The sequence below is a fragment of the Bacillus sp. FSL W7-1360 genome, assembly GCF_038592975.1.
Taxonomy (GTDB): domain Bacteria; phylum Bacillota; class Bacilli; order Bacillales; family Bacillaceae_D; genus Shouchella; species Shouchella lonarensis.
Genome location: NZ_CP151950.1, coordinates 1674895 through 1699005, shown reverse-complemented (window position 1 = coordinate 1699005; position 24111 = coordinate 1674895). Strand labels below are relative to the sequence as shown.

The window sequence follows — 24111 nt, the reverse complement described above, 5'->3', positions numbered from 1 at the left end:
CCTGTCATGTAGGAGCGATTAGTCATGTCTGTGTATGTGCGGTATGTCGATCTTGATGGCTGTACGAACCGTTGCCTCTTACCAGAGCGCCCAAATGGATTTGCAATTTTTTTCTTTGCGGATCATGGCATTGATCGTGAGCTGCCCTTGAATCGATGCGAACCCTTGTTAAAGTGTTTATTGAAAGCGGGCTACACTGTGTTTACGTCTTCTTTGTATGGTGCTCATTGGGGGTCCAAGAGAGCGGTCCTTCATACAAAGAGACTGTTACACATGTTTTTAAAGCAAGAAACGGTGAATCGACGCATTTTTCTTTTGGCAGAAGGAGCCGGTGCGCTTGTTGCAAAACAATTACTATATGAGTCAGGGATTGAATTACGGGCTGTTGCTTTACTCAATCCAACCTTAAGTTTAAAATCTTACTTTGAACAAGAAGTAATGAATGATATAGATAGAAAACGTTATGAACGTGCATTGTCAGTGGCACATGGTGTTGCATTGCCAATTACAATGGCATGGTTGAAGAAACAAGACAATCTTTATCATCAAAAAGGGTTGCTAGCGCCAGTACGTATTTTTCGTCGACTTGTAAACAAAACACAAACATTGGCACCTTTACCAGAATCTGAACAAGTTGATGTTCACTTCTTGCCGACAGCTATTTCTAGTGAAGCGCTCGCAAAGCAACTTGTCGTTTTTTTTAAACAGTTTCAATAAAAAGAGTAGCAAACGAGGGGGAATCGATAATGGAAACAGTGGCAGTGGTCGGTGGATTAGGGTTCCTCGGTTTTCATCTATGTCGACGGTTGTTAGACGAAGGATACAAGGTGATTGCCGTGGATCCTTTACATACAGATCGAGCAAAAGGGCAGTTGGAATTAGAAATGTACTTGGGGCGGCATGCGGAATTTCAATTTGAACGAGTGGCGATTGAAGACTATCGATTGCCAGAAAGTGTGACAGCGGTTATTTACGTAGCAAACTTTGTAGATGAACATACGTCTTCACTTGAGGCAACGTTTCTTCAATGTAATGAAGAACGGCGCGTAATCATTGCTATGTCAGTTAACGAAGTATGTGCAAAGCAAGTAGAGGTACATGCAGAAGCGCGAGGGTTTGACTATATGCTTTTACAGTTGCCACTCATATACGGCTTACATCAATCGCAAAAGACAGAGGAAATGCTTTTGGGTGCGCGTGAGGCAGCGGATACACCTGACTGGTTATATATTGAAGATGCAATAAGTGTGTTGTTGTGTGCCTTGACGTTGACAGGGAGTCACGTCTGTAAAGTCGGTAATTGTGAGCAAGCACGAGAGGATGAAGAGGAAGAATCACTGTGCCCATTGGTGTTTGAGCCTGCATACACATTTGACGAAGGATTTGTGGCGTGGCAAGAGGAGAAAAAAGAATGGGCGCGGCAGCAAGCGTTGGAAGATGAGCAGTAAGGGAGTGAGACTTTATTGATGATCATGTTTACACGATGTATATATGATAAAGTGAATACTCATGATTGGGCTTTGGTACATCTCCTACGAGAGGAGATGGCGCCATGCCGTATATGAATCGCTGTCATTCACGGTTGCGACGAATAATGTCGAGAAACGTTTAAGCGGCCTCAGTCCTGTAGAATGTAGGACTCAAGCCGCTTAGCTCAATTTTGTTACTTGATAGGGGGAATTCAGCATTTACCGTCTGGGGCGTTTCTCTAGGCGATTTCTTAGTGATATGACTTATACGTCATTCCAGTTCGAATACGCAAATGTTGTTTTTGTACCTATTTCGTACTACTCTACTTGAAAGAAAGAGTTCTCATGGAATGTCATATCCGGATACTTCTCTACCGCTGTCCGCATTTGGTAGTCATTTTCAAATAACGCAACGAGTCGTCCTTCACGATCAGTGACGAGGTTACGTTGTTTGTTTGCGAAGTTTGCCATGTCGGTTTCCGTCCCTGTGACCCAACGAGCGAGTGAGAACGGCTGTCGTGTTAACGTAATGTCAACGTGATATTCGGACTTTAGTCGATGTTCTAGTACTTCAAATTGCAAGACGCCGACAACACCGACAATTTGCTTTTCGAGGTGGCTGTTGTACGTACGGAACAGCTGAATCGCGCCTTCTTCTGTTAATTGTTGTAACCCTTTTTCATACGATTTATGTTTCAATGCTTCTTTCACGTGAATTTCAGAAAAATGCTCTGGTGAAAAGTGTGGCATTTCATTAAAGGTAAACGATGTGCCTTCGACGAGCGTGTCCCCAATCCGAAAGGAGCCGGAATCAAATAATCCGATAATGTCGCCAGCATAAGCGGTATCGACTGTGCTACGTTGGTGTGCTAAAAATTGCGTTGGTTGTGCAAGCTTGAGCGTTTTGTTCGTGCGCGCGTGCTTGACGCTCATGCCACGTTTAAAAGTACCGGATGTAATGCGTAAAAATGCAACGCGATCACGGTGTTTGGCGTTCATGTTTGCTTGAATTTTAAAGACAAAGCCAGAAAATTGATTGTGCGTCATCGGATCAATTAGTCCAATGGAACTTTCTCTTGGGGTCGGTGCAGGTGCTAGTTTTAGGAAATGGTTTAAAAATGTTTGTACACCAAAGTTAGAGATGGCACTTCCGAAAAAAACGGGTGTCAATGTACCAGCAGCGATTTGCGTGACATCATAAGCATCCCCAGCTATATCTAATAAGGAAAGCTCTTCGCGAAATTGTTCAACAAGCGCTTCGTCGCCAATGACGTTATCAATGGTTGGATCATTAGGTCCATCGACAGAGATGATATCAATGTCTTTTGGGTTTTCCGGATTAAAGCATTCGAGTTGTTTTTCATGACGATTGTAGACGCCTTTAAAAGACTGCCCCATCCCGATTGGCCAAACCATTGGATACGCGCGAATGCCGAGTAATTGTTCAAGCTCTTCAAGTAAGTCAAATGGATCGCGCCCTTGACGGTCAAGTTTATTAATAAACGTAAAGATCGGGATCTCTCTCATTCTACATACTTTAAATAATTTTTTCGTCTGAGCCTCGACCCCTTTGGCGGCGTCAATGAGCATTGTTGCCGAGTCAGCAGCGGTAAGCGTCCGGTACGTATCTTCTGAGAAATCTTCATGCCCAGGTGTGTCAAGGATGTTGACATGAAAGCCGTCATAGAGAAACTCTAATACGGAGCTCGTAACAGAAATTCCCCGTTGTTTTTCAATTTCCATCCAATCACTCATCGCATGTTTGGATTGTTTGCGTCCTTTTACCGTTCCGGCCTCACGAATCGCACCGCCAAAAAGAAGGAGTTTCTCTGTTAAAGTTGTTTTCCCGGCATCGGGGTGCGAAATAATCGCAAATGTGCGTCGGTTGGCTATTTCTTGTTGTGTATTTGTCCCCATGAAAAGTTGGACCTCATTTCTACTGATTAGATGAGTTCATTATAACAATCTTTCGTGGATCCAACAAACTGGACTAGACAGTGACATAGATTGTTTGCTAATATTAGGATGAGGTACTAATTCCAAGTACTTGTTTATATATCAAGGAATGGAAAGGTGTGCTCATTCATTCCTCATATATAGGAGAGGGAGCGAGGCGGATGGCAAAAGCAGGGATTCTAAGTATGGGGCGTTATGTGCCGGAAAAACGTGTGACAAATGAAGCGTTAGAGCAAATGCTAGATACAACAGATGAATGGATTAGAACACGAACTGGAATAGAAGAGCGCCGAATTGCTGAAGGGATCGAAACATCGGAAATGGCTTATGAGGCAGCATGTCATGCGTTGCAGACAGCAGAAATGGCAGCTGAAGCGTTAGATCTCATTTTGGTGGCGACAGTGACACCAGATATGCCTTTTCCAACCGTAGCAACGATGATTCAAGAGCGCTTAGGTGCGAAAAATGCGGCGGCGATGGATATTAGTGCAGCGTGTGCTGGCTTTATTTATGGTGTTGCAACAGCGGCACAATTTGTAGAGACAGGTGCGTATCGCCATGTCCTCGTCATTGGTGTTGAAAAATTATCAAAAATTACCGATATGGATAATCGTAATACCGCTGTGTTATTTGGCGACGGTGCGGGTGCATGTATTGTCGGCCCTGTTGCCGATGATAAGGGGATTCTTGCTTTTGATTTAGGTGCAGACGGCAGTGGCGGGATGCATATTAACCAACAAGGCAAGTATATTGAAATGAATGGGCGCGAAGTATTTAAGTTTGCCGTGAGACAAATGGGGGATGCATCTATCCGTGTACTCGAGAAAGCCGGATTAACGAAGGAAGATGTTGATTTTCTTATCCCACATCAGGCTAACATTCGGATTATGGAAGCGGCACGAGAACGGCTTGATTTACCATTAGAGAAAATGTCGGTGACAGTAAACAAATATGGTAACACTTCCTCAGCATCTATTCCAATGGCACTTGTAGAAGAACTAGAAAATGGTAAAATTAACGATGGAGATGTCATTGTTTTAGTTGGTTTTGGCGCAGGACTTGTATGGGGTTCTCTTGTTATGCGCTGGGGGCGCTAATTGATTGATGTAGAAATGATCATAGAAAGGGCGAATCAAAGTGAACAAAAGACGTGTAGTTGTAACAGGACTTGGCGCGGTAACACCGCTCGGGCTAGATGTAGAAACTTCTTGGAAACAAGCGGTCGCAGGTGTGTCTGGGATCGGGCCACTGACGCGTCTTGACAAAGATGCGTTCCCGATGAAGATCGCAGCAGAAATAAAAGACTTTGACCCATCGGAATATATTGATCGTAAGGAAGCACGTAGAATGGATCGCTTTACCCAGTATGCGGTTGTAGCAGCAAAACAAGCATTAGAGGACGCGAAGTTTGAGATTACAGATGAAAATGCGGATCGTATTGGTGTATGGATTGGTTCAGGAATTGGCGGGATGGAAACGTATGAGTCCCAATTCCGGACTTTTTTGGAGAAAGGGCATCGCCGCGTCAGCCCGTTTTTCGTGCCGATGATGATTCCTGATATGGCGAGTGGGCAAGTGTCCATTTCGACGGGCGCAAAGGGACCTAATTCATGTTCTGTGACAGCATGTGCATCAGGAACAAACTCTCTTGGTGATGCATTTAAAGTGATCGAGCGTGGTGATGCAGATGCGATGCTCGCTGGTGGCAGTGAAGCACCTATCACAAGTATGTCGGTCGCCGGTTTCTGCTCAGCGAAAGCAGTCACAACAAGTGAAGACCCAACAACAGCTTCGCGTCCATTTGATCGGGATCGTAGTGGTTTTGTAATGGGAGAAGGTGCAGGTGTACTCCTCTTAGAAAGTTTAGATGCTGCCAAAGCACGAGGCGCGCACATTTATGCAGAAATTGTTGGTTATGGCTCAACGGGTGATGCTTATCATGTGACGAGTCCAGCCCCAGAAGGAGAAGGTGGCGCACGCTGTATGCAAATGGCATTAGATGATGCAAACATTGCACCTGAAGAGATTCATTATATAAATGCACATGGAACAAGTACGGAATTAAATGATCGTTTTGAGACGAAGGCAATTAAAACCGTTTTTGGTAAGCATGCATATGATTTGGCAGTGAGTTCAACGAAATCGGTGACTGGTCATTTACTCGGGGCAGCGGGTGCGGTTGAAGCGATCTTTACTATAAAAGCGTTAGAAGATGGCATCATGCCACCGACGATGAATTTAGAAAACCCCGATTCGGATTGTGACTTAGATTATGTGCCGAATGAAGCGCGGAAAGCGGATCTACAGGTTGCGATGAGCAATTCATTAGGGTTTGGTGGGCATAACGCGACGCTCGTGTTTAGAAAGTGGGTAGAGTAAGCAAAAAGCAGGGAATTTCCTGCTTTTTTACGTCCTGCGACCGTTCCCCCAAAGCTCCTCCTAAAAAATATGAACGAGCGCTCAATCACATGTATCTCTTTTGCGAAAAATGTCGTATAATAGACAATAATGACTCGTGGTGGAGGGATATAGATGAGATGGCAAGCGTTATATGAACAAAAAAAGAGGGGTACAGCATTAGAGGCATTGTCAAGCATCGAGGCTGGTGTGGACATTGTTTTGCCACTTGCTGTTGGGGAGCCGCGCGTGCTCGTTGAAGCACTTCCGCAGCATGAAAAGCTTGCAGGAAATCGTTTATTCCAAATGTTATCGCTTGGTCCCGTCATTGACGTCGATCCAGCGCGATTAAAAATTATTTCCATGTTTCTTGCCGGAGATGAGCGAAAAGCATTTTACAATAAGAAGATTGATCTGCTTCCAAACCACTTTTCTGATTTACCAGCGCTTTTGCAAGACATCACACACCAACCTGTTGTATTAGCAACGGTTTCAAAAATGGATGATGATGGTTATTTTTCGCTCGGGACAAACTGTGATTATGTCATGTCTTTAGTTGAATCAGGCGCCAAAGTAATTTTAGAAGTGAACGAGCATATGCCTTATACGTATGGGAAAAACCATATTCATATTGAAGCGGTAGAGGCGTTCGTGGAAAGTACACGACCACTTCCGGTGACACCTGAAATCCCACTTCGACAAGAGGATGAGCAAATTGGGAAGCGCATTGCAGCACTCATTCATGATGGTGCGACGTTGCAAATTGGTTTTGGGGCGATTCCTAATGCAATTATGAATGATTTACGTGAGCATAAAGACTTGACGATTCACACGGAGATGATTCCTGATAAAGTCGTCGATTTAATGGAAAGTGGTGCAGTGACAAATGTGAATAATTTGCTTGCGCCAGGCACAATGACCGCTGCGTTTGCTTATGGAAGTCAGCGGCTATATGACTTCATGGATCACAATGAGTCGATCCGAATGATGCCGGTTGACGAAACGAATAATAGTTGTCTCATGCGTGAAATGAGCCACCTATTTACGATTAATGCAGCAGTCGAAGTCGATTTGCTCGGTCAATGTAATGCGGAAACCGTTGCTGGTTCGTATTACTCTTCGACAGGGGGACAGGGTGATTTTGGTATCGGTGCCCGTATGTCGCGCGAAGCAACAGGTGTCATTTGTTTGCATGCGAGCGCAAAACAAGGTGCGATCTCCAAAATTGTCTCGCGTCTATCACCAGGGGCAATCGTGACAACATCAAAAAATGATGTAGACATTGTCGTGACAGAGTACGGCATCGCGAAGTTACGCGGCAAAACGATTCGTGAGCGGGCAGCAGCGCTCATTGCGATTGCGCATCCAAACTTCCGTGAAAAGCTGACGCAGGAAGCACGGGAGATGGGATATTTGGATTAACAAAAAGAGGAGGTGCATGGAAAAAACCATGTACCTTTTTCCATTTAGGTGAAACTTTTATAAAGTTTGATTCGTAAATAAAGAAAAGTGAAAAAAGGAGGGCTTTTATGTCAGCGCTTTCAAAATGGACGCTAGTGTTGCTTGCTTTATTGATGCTCGGTGCTTGTAAACAAGGTGCCCAGGTAGACATTGAAGAGGAAGTAGAGAAGATGGTTGATTCCATGCTGGAACAGGATTTTAGTCACATTCACAGCAATTTCTTTGGAGAAATAGCTCAAGGAGAATATTCGATTGCTGACCTGGAAGAGTTGTGGGAGACTTATATTGCAGACGCAGGTGCTCATGTGGATACGAAGGTGGAAGTGGAAGAGCAAGAGGAATCGATTGTGGTGCATGTCGTACTTACATTTGAAAACGTGGTCGTCAAGTTCGAACTTACTTTTTCTAATCAAGGGAAATTACGTGACATTCAGGTAACAGAAATGAGTTTAGCGTTACCTAGTCATGCGGTGGAAGAAGACATTACCATTGGTGAGGGGACAAATTACCCATTGTCAGGGAAATTAACGATTCCAGGGAATGTGGAAGGACCAGTGCCGGCAGTTGTGATTGTGCATGGTTCGGGCGGTAATGATATGGATGGCGTACCAATGTTTCCATCACAGACGTACCGAGACATTGCTTACGGGCTAGCTGAACAAGGGATCGCCTCCATTCGGTATGATAAGCGCACATTCGTTCATTTGCCAGAGCTGGTTGCTGAGTTTGGTGCGCGCTTTACTGTATGGGAAGAAACGATTGAAGATGCGCTATTTGCGACCGCGCTTTTAAAAGAAGACGCGCGTATAGATGCAGATGCTGTCTATCTTGTCGGCCATAGTTTAGGGGGCATGTTAGCGCCGAGAATGGATGTCGAAGGTGGAGATTTTGCGGGATTAGTCTCTCTTGGTGGGAGTCCGCGGACGTTTTGGGAAATATATTATGACCAACTGTTAGAGTTTGGGGCGGAAAAAGATGAAGAAGAACGAGTAGAATGGGAAGCATGGCTCATGTCGGAGCGAGAAAAAGCAGAGAAACTACTTGATTGGACAGAAGAGGAAGCTGAAGCAGAAACAGTGTTTGAAATGCCAGCATTTTACCTTCGCGACATGTTGACATTTGATATGGAAGAGTATATGCATACACTTTCTAAGCCGTTGCTTGTATTACACGGTGATAAAGACGCACAAGTTCGGACGGAAACAGACTTTGTTGTGTGGCAACAGCTGCTTGCGGGGCAGGAAAAAGCAACATTAAAAAATTATCCGCAGTTGAACCATTTGTTCGTGCGAGAGGCGCCGAATAAAGAAAAATTTGCTGGTTATCAAGTACCGGCTTATGTTGCAGAAGAAGTCATTGTGGATATGGCGGAATGGATGAAACATTGATAGGGTGGAGGAAAGAGACGATGAAAGACTGGATTGGAAAATTGGTAATGATCAGTCTTAGAAAAGGGTGTTGAAACTTTCAATTCATCGTGAGCATAGGATATAATGAAGATGGAGTCTTAGTCCCTGACTATGTCACAAGTTGGAGATGAGCGTGATGGCTACAGAAAAAGTTATTGTGTTTTACGATGGTTGGTGTTCTTTTTGCAAAAAAAGTGTTGCGCATTTGCGGAAGTGGGATCGACGTGGGCGGTTACAGTTTCTTTCTTTTCGTGAGGAGGGAATCACGGAGCGATATGGGTTAAATGTCGAGCGGTTGGAGCAGCGCATGCATACGTATGAATTAGACAAAAATCGGGTGAGAGAAGGCATTCATAGCATCCGTGTCATTGCGCGCCAAGTGCCTCGCTTACGTGCATTTGTACCACTCTTATGGGTGGCATCTGTGATAGGGCTTGGTCAATTTGTGTATGACCAGATTGCCGCCAGGCGCACAATTCTGCCGACAGGCGGATGCGAGGATGGTGTATGTCAAGTACCGTCCCTACAGCAACAAAAAGAGGAAGACGGGTGAGCTACTGGTTTGCGATATAATCGCTGAGCCATGTTGTCGCCTCTTTTTTTGTCGTCACTTCACCATTGAGTTGTGCACATGTGAGCGCAAACAACCAGTGGGAAAAGTGAGGACCGGGTGTGTGTCCTAATGTTTGTAAGTCTTTTCCCGATAAAAGAGGTGTGCATGTGACTTCTTTTCGCTGTTGTACGTAAGTAAGCAAGCGCGTTTGATCTTGATGAGAAAGTGCATAAGCTGCAAATATGATACTTTTATCAGAGATAAATGCAAGTAGTTGATGAAGCTCTCCTTGGGTTGTTGTCTTATTCACCTTATCCCACGAGACTGTGCGCCATTCTCGTTGGCGCCTTTTTTCTATCTTTGTACGTTCATACTTTTCAAGTGGCGCACCGCATGATAGTGCGAGCAGTAATTCAAACGGTTGTAGCTTCCCTGCCTCATTAAGCTTGTAAACATGGTTCCAGGCGTCTGACGTTGGTTTTTTCCCAAAAAGCGTATGCCATACATGAAGTGCGTCAAGCATACGGCTCCCGTTATATAAACCGCGTTCTTCGGCTAGTCGTTCAAGCTCGGTGTAAAGCCTATCAGCGCTAATCATATGTAACGCATCACCAACATTTTTAGCGTATGAGACGGTCGCTGGATCAAGTTGGAAATCAAGTCGTAAAGCGAAGCGCACAGCACGGAAAATGCGTGTTGGATCATCTTGAAAGCTTTTTGGATGGAGGACGCGAATGGTTTTTGTTTGTAAATCATTGTGTCCATGATACAAATCTATGAGTTCACCAAAGCGCGCGCAATTTAAACAAACAGCGAGTGCATTAATGGAAAAATCGCGCCGAGCCAAATCTTCCGTAAGAGAGGAACGAGTGACGCGTGGGAGTGCGCCAGGGTGGTCGTAATATTCTTTTCTACAAGAAGCAATATCAATGATTTTTTCGTTGTTTATCCATGTCGCTGTTTGGAAATGATCGTGTGTATGTACGTGCCCACCATATGTTTGTGCAAGATGGTTGGCAAATTGCGGTGCGTCTCCTTCGACAGCAATGTCGATGTCTGTATGTGGACGCGAAAGTAGTAAGTCCCGCACACTCCCACCGATAAGAAAGACCGGGAGTGTCATTTCATCTGCTTGCTGAGCAATCTGTTCTAAATAAGATACACGTGATGTGCCAAAAGAAGTGATAAATGTGTTGTGTGTGATATGTGTCAACGGTGTATGTACTCCTCTCTAAACAGCAGTTATGATTAAGTATAACAAAAAAGCCATGATCCTAGTCTACTAGAATGATGGCTTTTTACTTTTATCGCGCAAAAACATGGTTGCCAATGACGATGGTCCGTTCTCGTGTGGCAACCCAACTGCTTGTGGCTGTAGCAGGATTGTAAAAATAAAGAGAACCTTGCCCTTGTCCACGATAAGCAAGTGCTTCATTGACAGCCCGTCGTGCTTCTTCATTTGGGGTTTGATGAATCGCACCATCCAGTACAGGAGAGAACGCGTAATGCCCAGATGGCATGACTTGATAAATGACATCATGGACGTTGTTTGGATAGGATGGATGATCAACGCGGTTTAATACGACAGCAGCGACAGCGACTTTTCCTGCATAAGGTTCGCCCTGCGCTTCAGCATGAACAAGTTTAGCCAACAATTCCCGCTCTGCGTGAGAAACGGCAGCAGGGATCGTGATCGTTCTCCCAGTGTAAAGTGTTGGTTCTTTCATGTTGTTAATCCGCATAATTGCAGCTTGTGGAATTCCGTACCGCTTACTTAAAAGGTAGATCGTATCCCCTGACTGAACGGGATGTGTTAAAGTCTTTGCTTTTACTTCAGTGATGGATAAACAGTGAATGCTGATGAATCCGATCAATACATATAAAATCTTTTTTAACATCGTAGTGTCACCTCTTAATTTAAAACGATCAGATAAAATGCACATAGTTAATCACTATTTTAACAGAAATGAGTATAGAAAAAGAGAGGTAAAGTTGTCCATTTTTTTATGAATCACAGTTGTAAATAAAGAGGCATGTGGGCGCAAACCCTTTTGTTACAACGATGTAACAAGAAAAGCGCGTCATTACAGTTGTGTAACAGTTCAAAGAAATTTCCAGCTGTATTTTTTATTCCCATTTGTAATGGAAGTTTTCATACCAAGGTTCATTCCACTGTCATAAATGAGACTCAGTTGGTATTACATGAATCTTTTACCATAGAAACAGGTGATTTTCCTATGCTACGATGCACTCAAGAACAAATCAATGACGGCGCTGTGAGAAAGAAATGCGTGCGAACTTATAGGAGGACGTTAAGATGAAAAAATTATTGATTGCTGGAATTGCAGCAGCAACGTTGGCGGGGTTCTCGTCTACAAATATGGCAGAGGCTAAGGCAGGTGTTTATGTATCTGTCGATGGTCCTTATGTTTACAAAGTGAAGAAAGGCAACAGCTGGAACAACTGTTATTCACTAGGAAGCATGTTGCGTGATATGAAAGTGACGTATAAGCGTTTGGATCGAGGCACGATGAACTTGCAAGCTTTGTTAGAAGAATTGACTGCTGGTGAATGGTCAAAATACTTAACTGTCACACCAACACAACATAAGCCTGAACAAAAAGAACAGTCACCAACAGAAGAAAAGGCGCCTGAGAAGAAAGAAGAAAAGGAACCATCCACAACACCTGAACCAAAACAAGAAGAAAAAGCACCAAAAGAAGAGGTACCAGTAGAAACCAAAGAACCTGAGAAAAAAGAAGAAGTGCCAACAGAAACAAAGACACCGGAGCAGGAAGTTGAAACACCTGCACCAGAAGAAGTAAAAGAAGACAAAAAAGAAGAAGTGGAAACGCCAAGTGAACTGACGCAAGAAGAACAACAAATGGCAGACTTAGTGAATGAAGCGCGGACGCAAGCGGGATTAGCGCCATTAAAAGTCAATATCGATTTGACAAAAGTGGCACGTGTGAAATCGCAAGACATGATTACAGGAAATTATTTTTCACATAATTCCCCAACATACGGTTCGCCGTTTGATATGATGAGCAGCTTTGGTATCCAATATCGTTCTGCAGCTGAAAATATTGCAGGAAATCAAACGGTAGAAGCAGCGCATCGCGCACTGATGAATTCTTCTGGTCACTACGCGAATATTATGGGAGATTTCACAGAGGTTGGAATTGGCATTGTCGACGGTGGTCCTTACGGAAAGATGTTTACACAAATGTTTAAAAAGTAATTTTAAAAAGGCTGACTGGATCGTATCCATGTCAGCCTTTTTACCGTTTATTCATCTTTTTAAATGAACTTGTTCAATATAATGCCCAGCACCTTTTGTTAAAATAAGGTCTGCCCGTTCCCGTGTTGGATAAATGTTTTTCTCCAAGTTGACACCATTGATCGTTTTCCAAATCGATGTAGCAATATTTGTCGCTTCCTCGTCGCTGAGATCACGATAGCGATAAAAGTAAGAAGAAGGTTGTTGAAAAGCGGTATTTCGAAGCAGATGAAAGCGCTCAATGTACCAAGATAAAATCATTTCCTCATCTGCATCAACATAAATGCTGAAGTCAAAGAAATCAGAGACGAACATATGTGGCAACCGTTTCCCTTTTTTATTCACTTGGAGGACGTTAATGCCTTCTACAATGACAACATCTGGGTCTTTTAATGTTTGTACTTTATTTGGTTCAATATCGTAAAATAAATGTGAGTATACGGGTGCAGAAGTTTCAGGCGCACCGGCTTTTAAATCCGTTAAAAAGGAGAGTAGTCGACGAATATCATAGCTCTCGGGAAAGCCTTTCCGCTTCATGATCCCACGTTTTTCAAGGATCGCATTAGGATATAAAAAGCCATCTGTTGTGACAAGCTCGACTTTAGGATTTCCGGGCCAGCGAGACGCAAGTGCCTGAATGAGTCTAGCTGTCGTGCTTTTTCCGACAGAGACACTCCCGGCGATACCAATGACAAATGGGACACGCTTTTTAGTGATGTTTAGAAATTGATTCATTTCGTCTTGTAAGCGTTTACTGTGACACATACGGCGATAGAGCAGTTCTGAGAGGGGCAAATAAATGTCTCTTACTTCCGCTTCAGAGATGGACTCATAAATGCCTTCTAACCGTCGGCGCTCTTGCTTTGACAATGATAGGCCTGGGCGTGTACATAAAGCGGCCCATTCATCACGGTGAAAGGTTGTAAATGTGTCTGTCGTTCTTGTTAATTCGTCTGTTGTCATCATGAAGTCTCCTTTGAGAAGTCAGCAAAGTGGACAAGGGAAAGCGGCACGACCACAAATCTACGCGAACTTCTAAGTCTATACAAAGTAAGGACGTAATGTTCAGTGAAAATGTTTTTCTGTAAAAGAAGCGTAGCATGGTTTACAGTGAGAATCAAGAAGGATGATAAATTTCAAGCGTAATGTGTGGGGAACTGATGAGGACAATATAGAAAATGAGCAAACGAAATGCTTTACCATAGTAACGATAAGGAAACCCATTACGTTACTTTCGGTAAAGCATGGAGGAAAACAAATCACCAACAGGAATGTCTTTCATTTGCTCCATCAACCTTGCGAGCTCCTGCTGGTTTTTTAATGAGCCTTCTAATAACACCTGAACTGTTTGCTCACGATCAATTAAAATTGATTGCACAGATAGGGCATTTGTTAATAATGCTGTGACGATAGCAATTTCAGTCGGTGTAATTTTTGACTGCTTTTTTGAACCAAATGGATTTTGTTGACCAGTATATGATTGTCCCTGTTTGTTTGAGGCATCGTTCCACATACGAACCCTCCCTCTACGAATTGAAGACAACCAATGGGCTTGGCGGGATGGTATCAGCCCCAGGATCAGGGAATAAGTCAAACAAAAAGCTAAAAACGACAAATAGTGTCACGACAATAAGAATGACGACGGATATGCCAGATGGTACATTCATCGGAGTGATCACCTACTTTGAGGGGTTGCTATACTTTATGCACATGGGCACAATTGGTGCGTATGTGAAATCATCTTAAGAAGTAGTTTAAGAAAGGTGCTCCATGGTCATACTGAGTCCAAAGAGTGAACATGCAAGGAGGCACTTGTTAATGGTGATGATGAGAGATGTATGGGTAAATTGGTTTGAAGGGGAAGAGAACGGATATAACGTATGTCATTTTCACGAATGGCGTAGTGAAGACAGGGTGGAAGTGCTTGATCAAGTTGTATTATTACGTGGGGATGAAGCACTTGTCGATTATATTGAAAACCATTTATTGGAACTCCCGGAAGCTTTATTGGAGGATGTGTATCAAAAGAGTTATTTACGGAAAAACATGTCACGCATTGAGCTTGATTACTGCTTTATTATTTCTGATGGGTACCGGATTATAGCGGTGGATACAATGGGTTATAAAACGCCCATTCGTAAAAGTCGTTTAACGCCACGTCAAGAGCAGCTCGTATACGAGACGTTAAAAGACCAAGAAGTGGTTTTTTACACACTTGATTCGGTAGTACCAGAAAAAGAATATCATCTCCTTTCCCCTAATCCAGCTGATCTGAAAGGGTTGACGCGTAAAGAGCGTCAGTTGAAACAGTTGTTATATATGGTGCTTGACCAACTGCAATCGGCAGGCACTGATGCAGAATTAAAGTATTGGTGTACGGAGTGGTGCCCTGTTGCTTATAAAGTGCTGCAACATAAGGAAAGGGAAGAATTATGGGATTACTTAATTTCTGGTGTACGTAAAGGATGGAGCGAGTCTCATTATGAATTGTGTGAGGCCATGGTAAAAGGACAACCTTTCTTTGAAAAATTATGGGAACTTGAACACCCAGAGAGGGTAAAGTAAAGGAGTGTTTACAATCATTGATGTAGCCTCTATAATGAACATGAGTAGTTGACGAAGGAGGCACGTGTGAAATGGGAAATATGGATTCTCTTGCATATTTAATCATGCAAGTTCTCACAGTCGTTTTACTTGTAGGCCGCTCGGTTTGTCATTTTTTGTAGGTAAGGTATGGAAGAAGACAAACGGTTATTAAATAACATGTGTACTGCACGAAAAGCTGCGCACTATAGCCTGTCGATAGGCTGTGGGCGCGCTTTTTTGTTGTACATTCATAAAAAAGCTTCAATGAGCATAAAGGAATAGGGAGAGCTTGGGAAAGGAGAAATAGGGATGAAACTGTTGAAAACCTTTGGTCGTGTCGCCACATTTGTAGCGATTGGCGTTGTAGGTTGGGTGTATTTTCAGGCGGAACAGGTTTCTCCTTATGATGTTGAAGCGATTGTGAAGGAACGGGCGGAAGGGGTGCATGTTGGCAATATTGCGCCATCTTTTACACTTAAAACATTATCAGGTACGCAAGATGGCTACCTACCTCGGCCAGGAAATACAATCATTCATTTTTTTGCGACGTGGTGTTATCCGTGTCAAGAAGAAATGCCATTCATTGTGCGACTTCATGAACAGTTACGCGCACAGGGAGATACGTTTTTAGCTGTAAATTTAACACATGAAGGGGACAGGCAGTCGGACCTATCAGCCTTTTTAAATCACTTTGAGGCAACATTTGACCCCGTATTAGATGAGCGAGGAGACATACAGCAGTTATATCAAATTGTTGGCATACCAACGACCATTGTCATTGGTAGAGATGGGATCATTGAAGATAGAATTACTGGAGCATTATCACCACAAATGATCGATCAGTGGGTTTCTTTTTAAACATGTGTTATGTTAATAAGGTGTCGACTTTCGTATCTAATTCCTGTAACAATTGACGGGCAGTTGCATCATTGACTTTGTCATAATGATGTTTTCCACCAGGTGCTTCATCAGCTGCATCGGCTTCTGCGACAACTTGCTGTAAGGGGGTCAGTTGTAATGTACTTCCAGGTAAATACGAGTCAGTATGAAGTAAAACAGCTAGTGCAATTTCTTTTGCTTTCTTCGGGTGTTCGCCAAGGCGAATGAGTAATTTGTGTGCACGTTCAGCACCTTTAATGGCGTGAATATCATAGGCACGATAAAGGGAAAAGTCCCACTTACCGTTTCTGTACCAAGTATAATGTCCGATATCGTGCAAAAAAGCGGCTTTTGTAGCCAAATCTGGGCAGACATTTTTTTTATTCGCGAATGCAAAGGCGAGAGAGGCACAACGAATTGCGTGAGCCATACCCGATCGTTGAATATATTTTTGCGCAATATGATGGTGATAGATGTCAAGTAGTTTCACGTCTCGCATCACACGTCTCTCCTTTTCTACAGCGATGTGTGCTTATTTTTTAACTATCTATGATATAATAAAGGCATACGTTTGTAAAGGAGGGATATCTTTTGGGTTTAACACATGTTTTTTCCAAAGGTGAAGAAGTGGCCAATGCGATTACACACGGGATTGGTGCATTGTTTAGTGTTGTAGCATTGACATTGCTCGTCATTCAGTCAAGTTTGTATGGAACGGGCTGGCATATCGTTAGTTTCACCATTTATGGGGTAACGATGCTTCTTCTGTATATTTCCTCTACAATGGTGCATAGCTTAAGGCCTGGAAAAGCAAAAGACGTGTTTGAGATTTTCGATCATGCTGCCATCTACTTATTTATTGCAGGAACGTATACACCGATCTTACTCGTTGTTGTTGGTGGCGCATTAGGATGGACGTTGTTTGCCATTGTGTGGGGGCTAGCAGTTATCGGGGTTGTATTTAAAGTATGGTTTGCCAAACGTTTTATCATTTTGTCGACGTTGTTTTATTTACTCATGGGGTGGCTTGCTATATTTGCTTTTGGTCCTATTCGGGAGTCACTGCCATCTGTAGGATTATGGTTATTAGTAAGTGGCGGCATTGTCTATTCACTGGGTACGATTTTCTATATGTGGCGTTGGTTTCTATATCATCATGCGATATGGCATATGTTTGTCGTGGCTGGTTCTGTTTGTCACTTCTTACTAATTATTCGATATGTTTTGCCTGTATCAGTATAAAACAACAAGGATGGCACTCGTGCCATCCTTGTTGTTTTTATACATATCCTTTCGGGAAATAACTGGACCATTTTTCATCGACAGTACGTGCTGTTTTGTCATCGACAACAACTTCATCAGGATAAAAAGGTTTCATCCGAGCATCAATAATGATTGGACCTTTGTATCGAATATTATTGTGGACAATATCCGCTTTCGCATAGACATCGTGTGCCGGATCGAACCTTGTAAAGGTCGTCCATAGAAATAATTTTTGTGTGTAGGAGATGTTGGCATCATCAACAATAAAAACGAGCTGCCAGTCTTTAAAGGCTCCCTGTGCATGGTCTTTAAGCCAAGCCCCATAGTCTTCATGGTTTGTGTAACTTGGGCCTGCAACGACGAGACAGCCGCCACAGTAGGGTTTAATATCAATGGCACCGTCGACATGACCCCCTGTATACGTATGTGTCAGTGACCGAATGGGTTCTCCGAGTCCAGTCATAATGGCTTTACTACCGGCGTTGAATCGGCGACCAGTGTAGTCAAGTGTGTCCATGGATGTATCCGTTAAAATTAGCAGGTCACGTTCTGGTTTAAATCGCTCAAGGACTGCTTCTAACAATTCACTAAAGTGATTGAGATTAACCGTTTTGTTTGTGACCATCAGGAATTTTGTTAATGAAAGTTGTCCTTCTCCTAGAATACGAATGGCGTGTGTTAAACCTTCTTTATAATAAGAGTCACGTACAATCGCGCCAGTAAGAGAGTGGACACCTGTCTCACCATAAGCTTGTAAATCTTTGACACCGCTCATGACGAGTGGGTATAGCGGCTTGATTAAACGCTGCAAGTACTCGGCAATGTAATAATCTTCCTGATATGGTTTCCCAACGACAGTCGCAGGGTAAATGGCGTCTTTACGTCGCCACATGTGCTGAACATCAAACACTGGGAAATCGTGTTGTAAAGAATAATACCCATAATGATCACCAAATGGTCCCTCAGGTTCGCGTACATGAGGGGGGACGACACCAGTAAAGGCAAATTCTGCCTCTGCAATAAGTGGATGCGGATGGTGATCCACTTTGGCAGTTGTGAGCTTTTCTCCCATAAGTAAAGAAGTAAACATTAGTTCAGGTACCGCTTCAGGAAGCGGGGCAATTGCTGATATCATTAATGCAGGAGGTCCGCCAATAAATAAACTTGTTGGCAAAGCTTCATTCCGTTGTTCAGCGGCGTAATGGTGAAATCCGCCGCCTTTATGAATTTGCCAGTGCATACCGGTACGATTCTTTTCGCGTAATTCAATACGGTACATACCGAGGTTATGCTCATTTTTGTCTGGGTGCTCTGTATAGACGAGCGGTAATGTCACAAAAGGACCGCTATCATCTTTCCAACCAGTTAAAGCGGGTAAGATGTTCATGTCAACATCTGTGGTGTGTACCGCGGTTACTGGCGCTTTGTTTACAGAAATGTTTTTTGTGCCGAGGTTGAGGACATTGCGAAATAAGTGTCGCTCTTGCCATAATGAAGAGATGCTAGGTGGCATGAGTCGATCAAGTGCACTTGTTGCTTGCTGAACAAAAGTTTCAGGTTTTGGACCAAACGCCATATTTACACGGCGAATTGTACCAAACAAATTGGTCACAACAGGGAACTGGCTTCCTTTGACATTGGTAAAGAAAAGTGCAGGGCCTTGTTCCTCAATGATTCGTCGATGAATTTCTGGGATTTCCAAGTATGGGTCGACTTCAGTTGTTACTTCAACGATCTCTTTTTCTTCTCTTAACTGATCCATAAAGGAACGTAAATGAATATGCATTTGAAAAACCTCCGTTTGGGAAGTTGGCAGTATATACGCCAATAACCCGTGTCACTCCTCTTCTATCATACGTGTATTCGCTAAAAAACTCAAAGGAAATCCTGTGAACGGAATCAGATCAGTGGAAAAAATGTGGTATGAGCGGTATAATTTTTGTAAAGGCTATCATCAATTGGCGAAATGGACGAAAGGAGAGGAAAAAGTGCAAGTAACCCGGAAGTATTTGATCGCTGCGTGCACAGTTGTGGGATTGGGTCTCATATTGTTGGCAAGCAATATACAAGTAAATTCAGGGAAATCACTCTTGATGCACCCCCAAAAACAGTTAGGGGAAATGTCATTTGACGTGCCAATTGGGACAACGCGCTTTCTTCATCAAACAGACGTCCAATTTTCTTACCCGAAAGAGGGGGTACGTGGGATTTACGTAAGTGGCCCTTCAGCAGGTGGAACGCGTTTTTCCTCAATGGTTGAACTGGTTGAAAACACAGGATTAAACGCAATGGTCATTGATGTAAAAGATGATTTTGGTCATGTAACGTATCAACCTGATGAGCATTCGCCTTTTTATGATATTGCTAAGCCTTATATTAAAGATCCAAAAAAATTGATGAAAGTGCTGGAAGAAAAAGAGATTTATCCAATTGCGCGGATTGTTGTGTTTAAAGACACTGTTTTAGCAGAAAAACGTCCAGATCTTTCCTTTAAGGACGGCAAGGATGTTTGGGCAAACAGTCGCGGCGAAGCATTTGTCAATCCATTTTTAGAGGAGGTTTGGCGCTACAACGTTGCGATTGCTGAAGAAGCAGCAAAAATGGGGTTTCGTGAAATCCAATTTGATTACGTTCGTTTTCCCGAAGGTTTTGAGCATCGTGATGAACAGCTGAAATATGATACGGGCAAATATGGAGAGGGGGATGACAGTCATGTTCAGCGACGTGTAACAGCTGTCACTGACTTTGTCGCTTATGCACGAGAGGCGTTATCTGCCTACAACGTGGATGTATCGGTTGATATTTTCGGCTACGCGGCAACTGTCGTAGATACCCCAGGGATCGGACAAAACTTTCTCCGGATTGCTGAAAATGTAGATATCATTTCTGCAATGATTTATCCGAGTCATTGGACGGCTCATTTTGGCTTAGATAAGCCCGATTTATACCCATACGAGTTGACTGATGCATATGCTAAGGTGGAAACGGCATTATTAAATCAGCTGAAGGAAAACAAACCGACATCAAGACCATGGATTCAGGACTTTACTGCTAGTTATTTAGGGGAAGGTAATTATATTCCTTACGGTGTCAAAGAAGTTGAAGCGCAAATAAAAGCACTGTATGATAATGACATCGAGGAGTTCTTGCTGTGGAATGCAGGCAATAACTATACAACAGGTGTTCATTATGATAATCCAAAGTAGCGTATTTTTCTTTCCCTATTACAAATGTTAATGGTAAGTGTTTAAAAAATGAATGGAGGATGAAGCGTGTCAACATGGTATGAAAAGCTAGCGGAATATTTTCCAATTGAAGAAATGAAGTCAGAAGAACATATGAAGTTGTTGTTAAAGGAGAAAGGTGACATCTATCACAAAGATGAAAGTCCAAAACATGTATTGATGTATGTCGAAACAGAGGACTTTGTTTTTGTTGACTATTTGTTTGTATCTCGCGAAGCAAGAGGAGAGGGCATGGGGAAAAACTTGCTCATGAAGCTGAAGCGCAAGGGAAAGCCGATTATACTCGAAGTTGAACCGATTGATTATAAAGATACAGATACAAAAAAACGGCAGCGTTTTTATAATCGAGAAGGGTTTAAGCATGCGAAGTCTATAGGGTATCGTCGTCGTTCTCTTGCCACGAATAAAGTAACAGAGCTGGAGATTTTATATTGGACACCAGATGATGAAGATGAGCATAGTATTTATGAAAAGATGTGCCATACGTACGAAATGATTCACACATATAAGGATGAGCATTTATATGGTGAATCTTACGAAGAGGTAGATGAAGTGTTGACATTAAATCATAATCAGTCGCAAAAATCGTAGACATTTTCTTATAAGGGTGGTGGAGCTATTGAAGCAAAAAGATAAATTGAAGCAGAAACGACGGGGTTATTTAAAGGACGTATTTAAAAAACGATTGGAGCATTGGAAAAAGCGCCGTGGTCACGTATATCCGCGTCCACAGTCTTATAAGGTGAGTGCTTAAATAGAGATGTATCAAGTATGTGGGGTGTCGCAATGTTCGCTACAGAAACATACTCTCACACATTTTTTATCTGATATTTGTCTAATTTTAACCGCATTGCACTATACAGCGATTATGCAACCTTGTATAATAGAAGGTGTGATAACGTAAACAATCGGTAGAAAAAGTAGAGAAATTAAGATTGATGAAGGAGAGGTTTCGGTATATGGTCACATTGCTAACATCCCCTAGCTGCACATCGTGTCGAAAAGCAAAAGCTTGGTTAGAAGAACATGATATTCCTTTCGAAGAGCGAAATATTTTCATGTCTCCTTTGTCTGTAGAAGAAGTAAAACAAGTAGTTCGTATGACAGAGGACGGCACTGATGAGATTATTTCTACACGTTCAAAAGTATTTCAAGATTTAGAGGTTGAATTTGAGTCTTTGCCAATACAAAAGTTATTTACCATTATTAGTGAAAACCCAGGCTTATTGCGACGCCCCATCATTTTTGATGAGAAGCGTTTACAAGTAGGGTACAACGATGCAGAAATTCGCCGGTTTTTGCCTCGGAAAGTGAGAACGTTCCAACTAAAAGAGGCGCAACGCCTTGTAAATTAATTAATCGACCCTTCTATAGGTGGCCGAAGCACCTGTAGAGGTTTTTTACATTCGGTTGTTCGCTCCAAGTAAAAAACATTTGCAGGCGCTTCGGGACAGAACCTTCTGACTATTTTGTGTGACATAGGTAAAACATCTTGACAACGGAGATAAACTGAGAGAAAATAAGGAATTACAGACAGATTAAACTGAGCTTGAAACGCGTACATGTAATTAAGAATAGGGGGGAAACGAGTATGGAAATCGAGCGAGTCAATGATTCAACGATTAAGTTCTTCATTACGTATAAGGATATAGAAGCACGTGGTTTTGAGCGAGACGAGATTTGGTATAATCGTGAACGCGGAGAAGAACTTTTTTATGACATGATGCGTGAGGCGACACACCATGATGAGTTTGAGCTTGATGGCCCCCTATGGATTCAAGTTCAAGCGTTGGATCAAGGGCTTGAAATTATTGTTACACGTGGTCAAGTCTCAAATGGGAACGTGAAGCTTGAAATCCCCCTAAATGAGGATTTACTTGAAGAAAAAAGACAGTCAGACGATATAGAAGAAGCCCAAAGCCTGCCTTTAGAAGACGTAGATACGTTGGAAATTGTCATCGGTTTTGTCGATATTGAAGACGTTATTTCGTTAAGCCACACAGTTTCTGCAAATGAAGTGATGAATGAGCTGTACCATTATGACGATCGGTATTACTTATACGTTTACTTCAGCAATGAGGTCATGAATGAAGAGGAGCAAGATAACCTTCTTAGCCGGATGCTTGAATATGGATATGAGTCCGTGTTGACCATTCACCGTTTACAGGAGTATGGAAAGAAAATTATTCCGTCAGAAGCTTTGGCAAAAGTACGGCGCACTTTTTTTAGTAATGAGTAACAGTTGAAAGATTAGCGCATGATGTTGTGAAGTCGCACATCTGTATGTAAATGATGTGCAGGTGTGCGAGCTGAACGCACGAGATTTCTGTATGGAAGAGGTGTAGAAATGCTGCAGGCAGTAAACCAAGATGGAGTAAAACGTCATTTTTTGGAAGCGCTTACAGAAATGGAGTGGCGCGAGCGTAAACGACATGAACGTTTTTTCTGTCCTGTTTGTCAAGAAGAAGTGTTAATCAAACTTGGGAAGAAGAAAAGGTGGCATTTTTCTCATAAGTCACGAGCACGTTGTCCTGCCGCTCGGCATGGAGAGACAGATGTCCATCGTTTGGGAAAAGAAAAATTATTTCGTTGGTTGCAGTCGCAAGGAGAACAAGTCTCATTGGAATACTGGATTCCTGAAAGCCGACAAAGGCCAGATTTATATATATGCGGTGAACGACAAGTTGTGATTGAATATCAATGTGCAGAGATGACCGTCGATCAGACAATGAAAAGAACAAAAGCTTATCGTGCTCAGCGTATGAATGATATGTGGATTTTATCGGGTGCACGTGTACGCCGACGAATGACACAATTGTTTCGATTTCGATTATTTGAATGGTATATGTCACAAAACAGACATTACGAGCGCTATTTCGTTTATTTTGACCCGCAGTCAGACACATTTTGTTTTCTTCGTCATGTCATTCCCCTGGATGTTTCCTCATGTTTTGCTACGTATACATTGTTTCCATCATCAGAAGTGACGCTTTCCCAATTGTCTCATCCACCACCAATGGTGCCATCTTATGAAGCATCAATACTATCCTATCGACAGAAAAGAAGGAAGAGCCCAGTTTATCGTTATCAATATCGAACTTTTTTATCATATTTATCTTCTTATCATTGTCATACTCCCCCACTTGAGGCCGGTTGGCCACTACCTTCCCAATGTTATATCCAAATCCCTTGTGATATTTGGCAAACTCATTTTTTGTTCTCCTTTGTAGCGACGCAACAAAATGGTGTCATTTTATTTGATCAAGCCTGTTCTTTCTTGAAGCGCCTATTTGCTACTTTTCCACATGCGATTGTACCCTATTGCCGTCGACGCGATGTGATAGAACGAATTGTGAGTGAATATTTACAGTTACTATGTGTATTTTCTTCACTATTACCGCGCTCTGCAAGTACCTTCGTTTGTTGTTCCCCTCCACATAGTGAATGGACAGAAGAAACAGAACGCCATCATATAAAATATTGGGAAAGTCTATTTGTAAACCGCACTTCAACAGCTATGTTGGAAGGAGGAAAAAGTAGCAAAAAAGATGGGTATACAAAAGAGAGAGGCGGTGGCGGTAGGAGCGAAAAGGGATAGGAAATCGGGAAATAG

The 24111-nt window shown here is 42.7% G+C and carries 25 protein-coding genes; 17 read left to right on the top strand and 8 right to left on the bottom strand.

The window, feature by feature from the left end; genetic code table 11:
- Positions 1 to 24 precede the first annotated feature (24 nt).
- Positions 25 to 717 carry a hypothetical protein gene (locus tag NSQ26_RS08735; protein ID WP_090774426.1) on the top strand — a complete coding sequence of 231 codons (693 nt, stop codon included), beginning with the start codon at positions 25 to 27 and terminating at the stop codon, positions 715 to 717.
- 29 nt (positions 718 to 746) lie between these two features.
- Positions 747 to 1448, top strand: coding sequence for an NAD-dependent epimerase/dehydratase family protein (locus NSQ26_RS08730; protein ID WP_499717866.1), 702 nt, complete (start codon positions 747 to 749; stop codon positions 1446 to 1448).
- A gap of 339 nt (positions 1449 to 1787) precedes the next feature.
- On the opposite strand, the gene NSQ26_RS08725 is transcribed toward NSQ26_RS08730, so the two are convergent.
- Positions 1788 to 3386, bottom strand: a complete 1599-nt coding sequence (locus tag NSQ26_RS08725; protein ID WP_499717865.1) for a peptide chain release factor 3 — start codon at positions 3384 to 3386, stop codon at positions 1788 to 1790.
- Between the two features lie 200 nt (positions 3387 to 3586).
- Here NSQ26_RS08725 and NSQ26_RS08720 point away from each other — a divergent pair, with 200 nt between their 5' ends.
- From NSQ26_RS08720 to NSQ26_RS08700, 5 genes are all read left to right on the top strand, one after another.
- Positions 3587 to 4522 carry a beta-ketoacyl-ACP synthase III gene (locus NSQ26_RS08720; RefSeq protein WP_499717864.1) on the top strand — a complete coding sequence of 312 codons (936 nt, stop codon included), beginning with the start codon at positions 3587 to 3589 and terminating at the stop codon, positions 4520 to 4522.
- A gap of 40 nt (positions 4523 to 4562) precedes the next feature.
- Positions 4563 to 5804 (top strand): beta-ketoacyl-ACP synthase II, encoded by a 1242-nt coding sequence (gene fabF / locus NSQ26_RS08715; protein ID WP_090774430.1) that lies wholly within the window; start codon positions 4563 to 4565, stop codon positions 5802 to 5804.
- 153 nt (positions 5805 to 5957) lie between these two features.
- On the top strand, positions 5958 to 7244 hold the full coding sequence (locus NSQ26_RS08710) for an acetyl-CoA hydrolase/transferase family protein (protein ID WP_499717863.1): 1287 nt from the start codon (positions 5958 to 5960) through the stop codon (positions 7242 to 7244).
- Between the two features lie 107 nt (positions 7245 to 7351).
- The gene (locus NSQ26_RS08705; protein WP_499717862.1) at positions 7352 to 8671 is read left to right on the top strand and encodes an alpha/beta hydrolase; all 1320 of its coding nucleotides are present in this window, start codon (positions 7352 to 7354) and stop codon (positions 8669 to 8671) included.
- Positions 8672 to 8828: 157 nt separating this feature from the next.
- Positions 8829 to 9245, top strand: coding sequence for a thiol-disulfide oxidoreductase DCC family protein (locus NSQ26_RS08700; RefSeq protein WP_499717861.1), 417 nt, complete (start codon positions 8829 to 8831; stop codon positions 9243 to 9245).
- A 1-nt stretch (position 9246) separates the two neighbouring features.
- Here the strand turns inward: NSQ26_RS08700 and NSQ26_RS08695 are convergent, their stop codons facing one another.
- Positions 9247 to 10458: a CCA tRNA nucleotidyltransferase gene (locus NSQ26_RS08695; RefSeq protein ID WP_499717860.1), complete on the bottom strand. Its 1212-nt coding sequence runs from the start codon at positions 10456 to 10458 to the stop codon at positions 9247 to 9249.
- Positions 10459 to 10549: 91 nt separating this feature from the next.
- Positions 10550 to 11143 carry a cell wall hydrolase gene (locus NSQ26_RS08690; protein ID WP_499717859.1) on the bottom strand — a complete coding sequence of 198 codons (594 nt, stop codon included), beginning with the start codon at positions 11141 to 11143 and terminating at the stop codon, positions 10550 to 10552.
- A 419-nt stretch (positions 11144 to 11562) separates the two neighbouring features.
- Here NSQ26_RS08690 and NSQ26_RS08685 point away from each other — a divergent pair, with 419 nt between their 5' ends.
- A complete protein-coding gene (locus NSQ26_RS08685) occupies positions 11563 to 12486 on the top strand; it encodes a CAP domain-containing protein (RefSeq protein ID WP_176763725.1) in 924 nt (307 codons plus the stop codon).
- Between the two features lie 51 nt (positions 12487 to 12537).
- On the opposite strand, the gene coaA is transcribed toward NSQ26_RS08685, so the two are convergent.
- From coaA to NSQ26_RS08670, 3 genes are all read right to left on the bottom strand, one after another.
- Positions 12538 to 13488 (bottom strand): type I pantothenate kinase, encoded by a 951-nt coding sequence (gene coaA / locus NSQ26_RS08680; protein ID WP_499717858.1) that lies wholly within the window; start codon positions 13486 to 13488, stop codon positions 12538 to 12540.
- A 265-nt stretch (positions 13489 to 13753) separates the two neighbouring features.
- Entirely contained in the window at positions 13754 to 14038 is a 285-nt protein-coding gene (locus NSQ26_RS08675; protein ID WP_176763726.1) for a hypothetical protein, read from the bottom strand.
- 13 nt (positions 14039 to 14051) lie between these two features.
- Positions 14052 to 14192, bottom strand: coding sequence for a hypothetical protein (locus NSQ26_RS08670; RefSeq protein ID WP_176763727.1), 141 nt, complete (start codon positions 14190 to 14192; stop codon positions 14052 to 14054).
- A gap of 151 nt (positions 14193 to 14343) precedes the next feature.
- On the opposite strand from NSQ26_RS08670, the gene NSQ26_RS08665 reads away from it, so the two are divergent.
- Together NSQ26_RS08665 and NSQ26_RS08660 are read left to right on the top strand one after the other, a co-directional pair.
- Positions 14344 to 15090 carry a DUF3603 family protein gene (locus tag NSQ26_RS08665; protein WP_090774438.1) on the top strand — a complete coding sequence of 249 codons (747 nt, stop codon included), beginning with the start codon at positions 14344 to 14346 and terminating at the stop codon, positions 15088 to 15090.
- Between the two features lie 330 nt (positions 15091 to 15420).
- Positions 15421 to 15969: a TlpA disulfide reductase family protein gene (locus tag NSQ26_RS08660; RefSeq protein WP_499717857.1), complete on the top strand. Its 549-nt coding sequence runs from the start codon at positions 15421 to 15423 to the stop codon at positions 15967 to 15969.
- Positions 15970 to 15976: 7 nt separating this feature from the next.
- On the opposite strand, the gene NSQ26_RS08655 is transcribed toward NSQ26_RS08660, so the two are convergent.
- Positions 15977 to 16489 carry an HD domain-containing protein gene (locus tag NSQ26_RS08655; protein ID WP_499717856.1) on the bottom strand — a complete coding sequence of 171 codons (513 nt, stop codon included), beginning with the start codon at positions 16487 to 16489 and terminating at the stop codon, positions 15977 to 15979.
- A 92-nt stretch (positions 16490 to 16581) separates the two neighbouring features.
- Between NSQ26_RS08655 and trhA the strand changes: the two genes are divergently transcribed.
- Entirely contained in the window at positions 16582 to 17232 is a 651-nt protein-coding gene (trhA, locus tag NSQ26_RS08650) for a PAQR family membrane homeostasis protein TrhA (protein ID WP_499717855.1), read from the top strand.
- Between the two features lie 37 nt (positions 17233 to 17269).
- Here the strand turns inward: trhA and NSQ26_RS08645 are convergent, their stop codons facing one another.
- On the bottom strand, positions 17270 to 19039 hold the full coding sequence (locus NSQ26_RS08645) for a UbiD family decarboxylase (protein ID WP_499717854.1): 1770 nt from the start codon (positions 19037 to 19039) through the stop codon (positions 17270 to 17272).
- 130 nt (positions 19040 to 19169) lie between these two features.
- On the opposite strand from NSQ26_RS08645, the gene NSQ26_RS08640 reads away from it, so the two are divergent.
- The 6 genes from NSQ26_RS08640 (at position 19170) to NSQ26_RS08615 (ending at position 24096) form a co-directional block, all read left to right on the top strand.
- Positions 19170 to 20459 (top strand): putative glycoside hydrolase, encoded by a 1290-nt coding sequence (locus NSQ26_RS08640; protein WP_499720024.1) that lies wholly within the window; start codon positions 19170 to 19172, stop codon positions 20457 to 20459.
- Between the two features lie 114 nt (positions 20460 to 20573).
- On the top strand, positions 20574 to 21089 hold the full coding sequence (locus NSQ26_RS08635; protein ID WP_090774584.1) for a GNAT family N-acetyltransferase: 516 nt from the start codon (positions 20574 to 20576) through the stop codon (positions 21087 to 21089).
- Positions 21090 to 21117: 28 nt separating this feature from the next.
- Positions 21118 to 21252: a hypothetical protein gene (locus NSQ26_RS08630; protein ID WP_281241390.1), complete on the top strand. Its 135-nt coding sequence runs from the start codon at positions 21118 to 21120 to the stop codon at positions 21250 to 21252.
- 205 nt (positions 21253 to 21457) lie between these two features.
- Positions 21458 to 21853 (top strand): transcriptional regulator SpxA, encoded by a 396-nt coding sequence (spxA, locus tag NSQ26_RS08625; protein WP_090774442.1) that lies wholly within the window; start codon positions 21458 to 21460, stop codon positions 21851 to 21853.
- A gap of 236 nt (positions 21854 to 22089) precedes the next feature.
- Complete coding sequence (gene mecA, locus NSQ26_RS08620; RefSeq protein WP_090774443.1) at positions 22090 to 22737, top strand: adaptor protein MecA; 648 nt, start codon at positions 22090 to 22092, stop codon at positions 22735 to 22737.
- Positions 22738 to 22845: 108 nt separating this feature from the next.
- A complete protein-coding gene (locus NSQ26_RS08615) occupies positions 22846 to 24096 on the top strand; it encodes a competence protein CoiA (protein WP_499717853.1) in 1251 nt (416 codons plus the stop codon).
- Positions 24097 to 24111 lie beyond the last annotated feature (15 nt).